The organism is Bradyrhizobium sp., from assembly GCF_049586575.1.
In the GTDB taxonomy this organism is placed as follows: Bacteria; Pseudomonadota; Alphaproteobacteria; order Rhizobiales; family Xanthobacteraceae; genus Bradyrhizobium.
Genome location: NZ_JBAVCF010000618.1, coordinates 1 through 7801 on the forward strand (window position 1 = coordinate 1; position 7801 = coordinate 7801).

The window sequence follows — 7801 nt, forward strand, 5'->3', positions numbered from 1 at the left end:
CCCGTTGGCTCGCAATGACGGCTAACGGTCAGTGATTGTCCCTGGCCACGCCGACCTTGCCGGCGATGTCGTGGTAACGTGTGGCGAGCTCCATGCAGGCGCCGGTCGCATGCTGGCCGACGGTCGAGCGATAGAGTTCCTGCCATGGCGTCTGGTTTGCCGGATGGGGAAATCCACCTTTGGCCTTCAGCTCCGCGCGGCGCCTTTTCAACTCATCGTCGGAAATCAGGATATTGGCGCTGCCCTGGTTGAGGTCGACGCGAACCCTGTCGCCGGTCTTGAGGATCGCAAGGCCGCCGTTGGCGGCGGCTTCCGGGCTGGCGTTGAGGATCGACGGCGAGCCCGATGTGCCGGACTGCCGGCCATCGCCAATGCAGGGTAACGACAGGATGCCGCGCTTGATCAGGGCGGCAGGCGGCTGCATGTTCACGACCTCGGCGCCGCCGGGATAGCCGATCGGACCAGTGCCGCGCACAAACAGGACGCAATGCTCGTCGATGTCGAGCGCGGGGTCGTCGATCCTCTTGTGATAGTCTTCCGGTCCCTCGAATACGATCGCGCGGCCCTCGAACGCGTTCGGGTCTTTCGGGTTCACCAGGTAGCGATCGCGGAATTCCTTCGAAATCACGCTCGTCTTCATGATCGCGGAATCGAAGAGATTGCCGCGCAGCACCAGGAAACCTGCATCCTTCACCAGCGGCTTCTCGTAACCCCAGATCACGTCGCCGTCGGGCTTGGGCGCCTCGCGGCAATTATCGCCCATGGTGTGGCCGTTGACGGTAAGTGCGTTTTCGTGAATGCGCGTGGCCTTCATCAATTCGCGCACGACGGTAGGGACGCCGCCGGCGCGATGGAATTCCTCGCCGAGATAGAAGCCGGCTGGCTGCATGTTCACGAGCAGCGGAACGTCGTGACCGACCTTCTGCCAGTCGTCGATCGAGAGCTCCACGCCAATATGGCGGGCGAGTGCGTTGATGTGGATCGGTGCGTTGGTTGAGCCGCCAATCGCCGAGTTGACGACGATGCAGTTCTCGAATGCCTCTCGCGTCAGGATGTCGGAAGGTTTGAGATCCTCCCAGACCATGCCGACGATGCGTTTGCCGGTCTCATAGGCAATCTGGCCGCGCTCGCGATAGGGCGCGGGGATGGCAGCGCATCCGGGCAGCGACATGCCGAGCGCTTCGGCAAGCGAATTCATCGTCGACGCCGTGCCCATGGTGTTGCAGTGGCCAACCGACGGCGCGGAAGAGGCGACGATGGTCATGAACTGCTCGTAGTCGATCTCGCCGGCCGCAAGCTCCTCGCGGGCTTTCCAGACCACGGTTCCCGAGCCCGTGCGCTGACCCTTGAACCAGCCGTTCAGCATCGGACCGCCGGACAGAACGATGGCCGGCAGATTGACGGTGGCCGCCGCCATCAGGCAGGCCGGCGTGGTTTTGTCGCAGCCCGTGGTCAGCACCACGCCGTCGAGGGGGTAGCCGAACAGGATTTCGACCAGGCCGAGATAGGCGAGGTTGCGGTCCAATGCCGCAGTCGGACGCTTGCCGGTTTCCTGGATCGGATGCATCGGGAATTCCATCGCGATACCGCCGGCGGCGCGAATGCCCTCGCGGACCCGGTGAGCCAGTTCGAGATGGTGCCGGTTGCAGGGCGAGAGGTCGCTTCCGGTCTGGGCGATGCCAATAATCGGCTTGCCAGCCTGCAATTCTTCCCGTGTCAGGCCGTAATTGAGGTAACGCTCAAGGTAGAGCGCGGTCATTCCAGGGTTATGGGGGTTGTTAAACCACTCGCTGGAACGAAGTTTGCGCCTTGTGACGCCGGTTAGCGGCTTGTTCATGATTTCTCCCGCAGCGCACACGGCTCATTTGTGCGCGATCTTGGTTCGAGCGGCCAATTTCGCACGTCGAGGTGCGCTTCGCAACGGCCGGTGGCGGAGGCAGTTCGCCTACGACTTTGATCCAAGGACACCGTCAAAAAAGTCTGGTATGACCCGGTAAACTATGCGCGGTTATGTGTTTACCGCCGCCGGAAGTCCATTCGGAGGGAAGTTTATGTCGTCTGTGCAGATCCGCGATGTGCGGAAGTCCTTTGGCGGGTTCGAGGTCTTGCACGGCGTCACAATACCGATCGAGGACGGCGCTTTTGTCGTGCTGGTTGGCCCCTCCGGCTGCGGCAAGTCGACTTTGCTGCGGATGCTCGCTGGTCTCGAAAACATCACCTCGGGCACAATTTCGATCGGCGATCGCGTCGTCAACAATGTCCAGCCGAAAGAGCGGGATATCGCGATGGTATTCCAGAACTATGCGCTCTATCCGCATATGACGGTCGCCGACAATATGGGGTTCTCCCTAAAGCTCCGCGGCGCCAATTCGGACGAGATCAAGAAGGGCGTTGCGCGCGCCGCCGAAATTCTGGACCTCACTCCGCTGCTCGACCGTTACCCCCGGCAATTGTCCGGCGGACAGCGCCAGCGCGTGGCGATGGGGCGCGCCATCGTTCGCGACCCGCAGGTGTTCCTGTTCGACGAGCCTTTGTCGAACCTGGATGCCAAGCTCCGCGTCGCGATGCGCACCGAGATCAAGGAACTGCATCAGCGGCTGAAGACCACGACCGTCTATGTGACTCACGACCAGATCGAGGCCATGACCATGGCCGACAAGATCGTGGTGATGCACGACGGCATCGTGGAACAGATTGGTTCGCCGCTCGAGCTCTATGACCGGCCGGAAAACCAGTTCGTCGCAAGCTTCATCGGTTCACCGGCGATGAATTTCCTCAAAGGCAAGGTCAAGGTGAACGGCAGCGCCAGCTTCGAGGGACCGAACGGCGTGAAGTTGCCGTTGGCCACAGCGCCTGCCAGTTCCGACGGCCGGCCGGCCGTCTTTGGCGTGCGGCCCGAGCATTTCACGATTGCCGATGACGGCGCGGAGGCCGAGATCGTGGTGGTGGAACCCACGGGATCTGAAACGCAGGTTTTCGCCAAGCTCGGCGGCGAGCAGGTCGTTGCCGTTTTCCGCGAGCGCCACCAATTCAAACCCGGCGACAAGGTTCGGCTGAAGCCGAATCCATCCGTGGTCCATTTGTTCGACGAAGCCACCGGCAAACGACTCTGAGCCGGCGCAACTTGGCCGATAAAAGAGCCAATTAGAAAGGGAGATAGAGGGACAATGAATAACTTCACACTCGACCGTCGGTCCGCGCTGAAGGCGGGCGGCACGCTGCTGGCGGCCGCCGCCACCATGTCGGCCGACCAACTGCTGGGTTATGCGAAAGCCTGGGCGCAGACATCGCAATGGAAACCGGAAGCCGGCGCCAAGATCAATCTGTTGCGCTGGAAGCGTTTCGTCGAATCCGAAGACGTCGCGTTCATGAAGATCGTCGACGCCTTCCAGAAGGCGACTGGCGTCACCATCACCGTCTCCAACGAATCCTATGACGATCTCCAGCCGAAGGCCTCGGTCGCGGCCCAGACGGGCCAGGGCCTCGACATGGTGTGGGGCCTTTATTCACTGCCGTTCCTGTTCCCGAATAAATGCACCGACATGAGCGACGTCGCCGATTATCTCGGCAAGAAGGGCGGTGGCTGGTCTAAATCGGGCGAGGCCTATGGCAAGCTCGACGGCAAGTGGATCGGCGTTCCCGTTGCCGCGACTGGCGCGTTGGTGGCCTACCGCGTCGCTGCGGCGGAAAAGGCCGGCCATAAGGAGTTTCCGAAAGACCTCGCCGGCTTTGCCGACCTCGTCAAGGGTCTCAACAAGAACGGTACGCCCGCCGGCATGGCGGTCGGACACGCCTCCGGCGACGCCAATACCTGGTTGTACTGGGCGTTGTGGGCGCATGGCGGCAACCTGACCGATGCCAACAACAAGGTTGTCATCAACTCACCGGAGACGGCGAAAGCGCTCGAATATGTCAAAGGCCTCTATGACAACTTCATTCCGGGCACCGCGTCATGGAACGACAGTTCCAACAACAAGGCCTTCCTGGCTGGCCAGCTTCACCTGACGGTCAACGGCATCTCGATCTACATCACGGCGAAGAAGGAAAATCCTCAGATCGCCGAAGACATGAATCACGCCCATCTCGTCGCGGGCGTTGACGGCAAGACCAGAGAAATGAACCTTGGCTTCCCGATCCTGGTGTTCAACTTCACCAAGTTCCCGCAAGCCTGTAAGGCCTTCACCGCCTTCATGATGGATCCGGAACAGTTCAATCCCTGGGTCGAGGCGGCGCAGGGCTATCTATCGCCGTTCCTGCTCGGCTTCAACAAGAACCCGATCTGGACCGCCGATCCCAAGAACACGCCCTATCGCGACGTCGCGGAGAACACGCTGACGCCGGCGGGCCTCGGTCAGATGGGCGAGAACGCGGCTGCCGCAATTGCCGACTTTGTCGTGGTCGACATGTTCGCCAATTACTGCACCGGTCGAGAAGATGTGAAGACCGCGATGGCCTCCGCGGAGCGTTCCGCCAAGCGCATCTTCCGATAGAATGCTTGGCCGGCGTGGATTTTACCGCGCCGGCCTTACTCTCTGTTGACGGACCGGGTTAACCCGGGACGGATTTGGAGCGAGATGACGACACTTCAGACATCGGCGCCGATGAGTTCGGCTCGAATCGAAACGCCATCGCTGTGGTCGCGGCTTAAGTTCAACCGCAACTTCATGGCGGTCTGGTTCATGTTGCCGGCGGGCGCGTTCCTGATCCTGTTTCTGGCCTATCCGCTGGGCTTGGGCATCTGGATGAGCTTTACCGACGAGCGCATCGGCCGCGCGGGCATTTTCGTCGGACTTGAGAACTACGAGTGGCTGTGGGACGACGCCATCTTCTGGCTGTCGGTTTTCAACACGATCCTCTATACGGTCGTGGCGAGCACGATCAAATTCGCGATCGGACTTTATCTCGCTTTGCTGTTGAATCGGAACATGCCGTTCAAGGCGCTGATCCGCTCCATCGTTCTCATTCCCTTTATCGTGCCCACGGTGCTGTCGGCGATCGCGTTCTGGTGGATCTACGATTCCCAGTTCTCGATCATCTCCTGGTCACTGATCAAGCTCGGCCTGATCGACCACTACATCGACTTCCTCGGCGATACGAACATGGCGCGCGGCAGTGTGATTTTCGCCAATATCTGGCGCGGCGTGCCCTTTGTCGCGATCACGCTGCTCGCAGGCCTGCAAACCGTGTCGCCGTCGCTCTACGAGGCCGCAACCCTCGACGGCGCCACCAGCTGGCAGCGCTTCCGCTACATCACTTATCCGCTGCTGACCCCGATCATCGCGGTCGTGATGACCTTCTCGGTGCTGTTCACGTTCACCGACTTCCAGCTGATCTGGGCTCTGACCCGCGGCGGCCCGGTGAACGCCACGCACTTGATGGCAACCTTGAGCTATCAGCGCGGCATCCTCTCCGGGCGTTTGGGCGAGGGCGCGGCGATAGCGACTGCCATGATCCCGTTCCTGCTGGCGGCGATCGGGATTTCCTGGTTCGGCATGCAGCGCCGCAAGTGGCAGCAAGGATCGAGCAATGACTGACTCGGTGCTGTCCAACAAAGTCCCAAGCGTCATCGCGGGCGACGACAGCGAGGGCATGAGCTACCTGGAATCGCTGCCGCGCCGGATAGTGACGCTCTATATCCCGCTGGGGTTGATCCTGATCGTGTTGCTGTTTCCGTTCTACTGGATGGTGCTGACGTCGATCAAACCCGACGAGCAGCTGATCGACATGAACACCTACAACCCGTTCTGGGTGGTTCATCCGACCTTCAAGCACATCAGCAAGCTGTTGTTCGAGACGCAATATCCGCGCTGGCTCTGGAACACGATGTATGTCGCCGTCGGCGCCACCGTGCTCTCGATCATCGCAAGCGTGCTCGCCGCCTACGCCATCGTGCGTCTGCGCTTCAAGGGCGCCGATACGGTTGGCGTCCTGATCTTCTTTGCCTATCTCGTGCCACCGTCGATCCTGTTCATCCCGCTGGCGTCGGTGATCCAGGCCTACGGCCTGTTCGACTCGCCGCTGTCGCTGATTCTGGTCTATCCGACGCTGCTCATTCCGTTCTCGACCTGGCTGTTGATGGGATACTTCAAGACGATCCCGTACGAGCTCGAGGAATGCGCCTTGATCGACGGCGCCTCGCGCTGGCAGATTCTCACCCGGATCGTGTTGCCGCTGGCGGTGCCCGGCCTGATCTCGGCTTTCATTTTCTCCTTCACGCTGTGCTGGAACGAGTTCATCTACGCGCTCACTTTCCTGCAATCGACGCCGAACAAAACCGTGCCGGTCGCGATCGTGAACGAATTCGTCGACGGCGACATCTATAAATGGGGTTCGCTGATGGCGGGCGCGCTGGTAGGCTCGCTGCCGCTCGTGATCCTCTATGCGTTCTTCGTCGAGCACTACGTTTCTGCGATGACCGGTGCCGTCAAAGAGTGACAGGCGCAAACTGGTTTTCTCGTCATCGCGAGGAGCAAAGCGACGAAGCGATCCAGCCTCTTTTGATCTTCGGGATTGCTTCGCTTCGCTGGCAATGACGAGCAATAACGGGAGTGAGCTTTTGCATATTCTGGTGTTGGGCGCGGCCGGCATGGTCGGCCGTAAATTGGTTGATCGCTTGCTGCGCGACGGTGGTCTTGGCGGTCGCGATATCACCCGAATGACGCTGCATGACGTGGTGGCGGCGAAGCAGCCGGAGAAGGCTGGCTTTCCCGTCGAGACCCTGGCGGGTGACTTCGCGGTCGCAGGTGTCGCCGAGAAACTGGTCGCCGATCGTCCCGACGTGATCTTTCATCTGGCGGCGATCGTCTCGGGCGAAGCCGAACTCGACTTCGACAAGGGCTATCGCATCAACCTCGACGGCACGCGGATGCTGTTCGACGCGATCCGGCTAGCCGGCGGCGGCTATAAACCGCGCGTCGTCTTCACCTCGTCGATCGCGGTGTTCGGCGCGCCGTTCCCCGACGCGATCAGTGACGAGTTCTTCAACACCCCGCTTCTGAGCTACGGTACCCAGAAGGCGATCGGAGAGCTTCTGCTCGCCGACTATTCGCGCCGCGGTTTCATGGATGGCGTGGGCATTCGCCTGCCGACCATTTGCATTCGGCCGGGCCTTCCCAACAAGGCGGCGTCCGGTTTCTTCTCCGGCATCCTGCGCGAGCCGCTCGCGGGTCAGGAAGCCGTGCTGCCGGTATCCGAGGACGTCAGACACTGGCATGCCTCGCCGCGCTCGGCGGTTGGCTTCCTGGTTCATGCCGCTACCCTCGATACCGCAAAGGTCGGCCCGCGCCGCAACCTCACCATGCCCGGCATTTCCGCAACCGTCGGCGAACAGATCGCGGCGCTCAAGCGGGTGGCGGGAGAGAAGGTCGCAGGGCGCATCAAGCGCGTGCCTGATCCCTTTATTGTCGGGATCGTCGCCGGATGGCCCCGCAACTTCAATCCAAAACGCGCGATTGAATTAGGTTTTACGACCGCCGAAAAAACATTCGACGACATCATCCGGATTCACATCGACGACGAATTGGGTGGTAAGTTCGCCGCCTGACTTTTTCTATTCCTTTGGGAGATCGGCCATGACAGCCAGCATCGTGGGATGGGCGCATACGCCTTTTGGCAAGTTCGACGCCGAGACCGTCGAGAGCCTGGTGGTCAAGGTCGCCAACGAGGCGCTGGCCGATGCAGGCCTCGCCGCCGCCGATGTCGACGAAATCGTGCTCGGCCATTTCAACGCCGGCTTCTCACCGCAGGATTTCACTGCGGCGCTGGTGCTGCAGGCCGATCCGAACCTGCGCTTCAAGCCGGC

The 7801-nt window shown here is 61.0% G+C and carries 6 protein-coding genes and 1 pseudogene; 6 read left to right on the forward strand and 1 reads right to left on the reverse strand.

Annotation, left to right across the window (positions count from 1 at the left end; translation table 11 throughout):
• Window positions 1-28: 28 nt before the first annotated feature.
• Window positions 29-1837: an IlvD/Edd family dehydratase gene (locus WB528_RS22895; protein ID WP_423890960.1), complete on the reverse strand. Its 1809-nt coding sequence runs from the start codon at window positions 1835-1837 to the stop codon at window positions 29-31.
• Window positions 1838-2051: 214 nt separating this feature from the next.
• On the opposite strand from WB528_RS22895, the gene WB528_RS22900 reads away from it, so the two are divergent.
• From WB528_RS22900 to WB528_RS22925, 6 genes and pseudogenes are all read left to right on the forward strand, one after another.
• Window positions 2052-3113, forward strand: a complete 1062-nt coding sequence (locus WB528_RS22900; RefSeq protein ID WP_423890961.1) for an ABC transporter ATP-binding protein — start codon at window positions 2052-2054, stop codon at window positions 3111-3113.
• Between the two features lie 54 nt (window positions 3114-3167).
• A complete protein-coding gene (locus tag WB528_RS22905) occupies window positions 3168-4490 on the forward strand; it encodes an ABC transporter substrate-binding protein (RefSeq protein WP_423890964.1) in 1323 nt (440 codons plus the stop codon).
• Between the two features lie 84 nt (window positions 4491-4574).
• Window positions 4575-5534, forward strand: coding sequence for a carbohydrate ABC transporter permease (locus tag WB528_RS22910; protein WP_423890966.1), 960 nt, complete (start codon window positions 4575-4577; stop codon window positions 5532-5534).
• Window positions 5527-6435, forward strand: coding sequence for a carbohydrate ABC transporter permease (locus tag WB528_RS22915; RefSeq protein WP_423890968.1), 909 nt, complete (start codon window positions 5527-5529; stop codon window positions 6433-6435). The genes WB528_RS22910 and WB528_RS22915 overlap by 8 nt, the downstream gene beginning before the upstream one ends.
• 121 nt (window positions 6436-6556) lie before the next feature.
• Window positions 6557-7543 (forward strand): D-erythronate dehydrogenase, encoded by a 987-nt coding sequence (gene denD / locus WB528_RS22920; protein WP_423890970.1) that lies wholly within the window; start codon window positions 6557-6559, stop codon window positions 7541-7543.
• A gap of 28 nt (window positions 7544-7571) precedes the next feature.
• Window positions 7572-7801 (forward strand): annotated as a pseudogene (locus tag WB528_RS22925) (thiolase domain-containing protein); the annotation flags it as partial.

Coding starts and splice junctions, on each gene's coding strand:
- WB528_RS22895 (WP_423890960.1), bottom strand. CDS start 1,837: ATGAACAAGCCGCTAACCGGCGTCACAAGGCGCAAACTTCGTTCCAGC.
- WB528_RS22900 (WP_423890961.1), top strand. CDS start 2,052: ATGTCGTCTGTGCAGATCCGCGATGTGCGGAAGTCCTTTGGCGGGTTC.
- WB528_RS22905 (WP_423890964.1), top strand. CDS start 3,168: ATGAATAACTTCACACTCGACCGTCGGTCCGCGCTGAAGGCGGGCGGC.
- WB528_RS22910 (WP_423890966.1), top strand. CDS start 4,575: ATGACGACACTTCAGACATCGGCGCCGATGAGTTCGGCTCGAATCGAA.
- WB528_RS22915 (WP_423890968.1), top strand. CDS start 5,527: ATGACTGACTCGGTGCTGTCCAACAAAGTCCCAAGCGTCATCGCGGGC.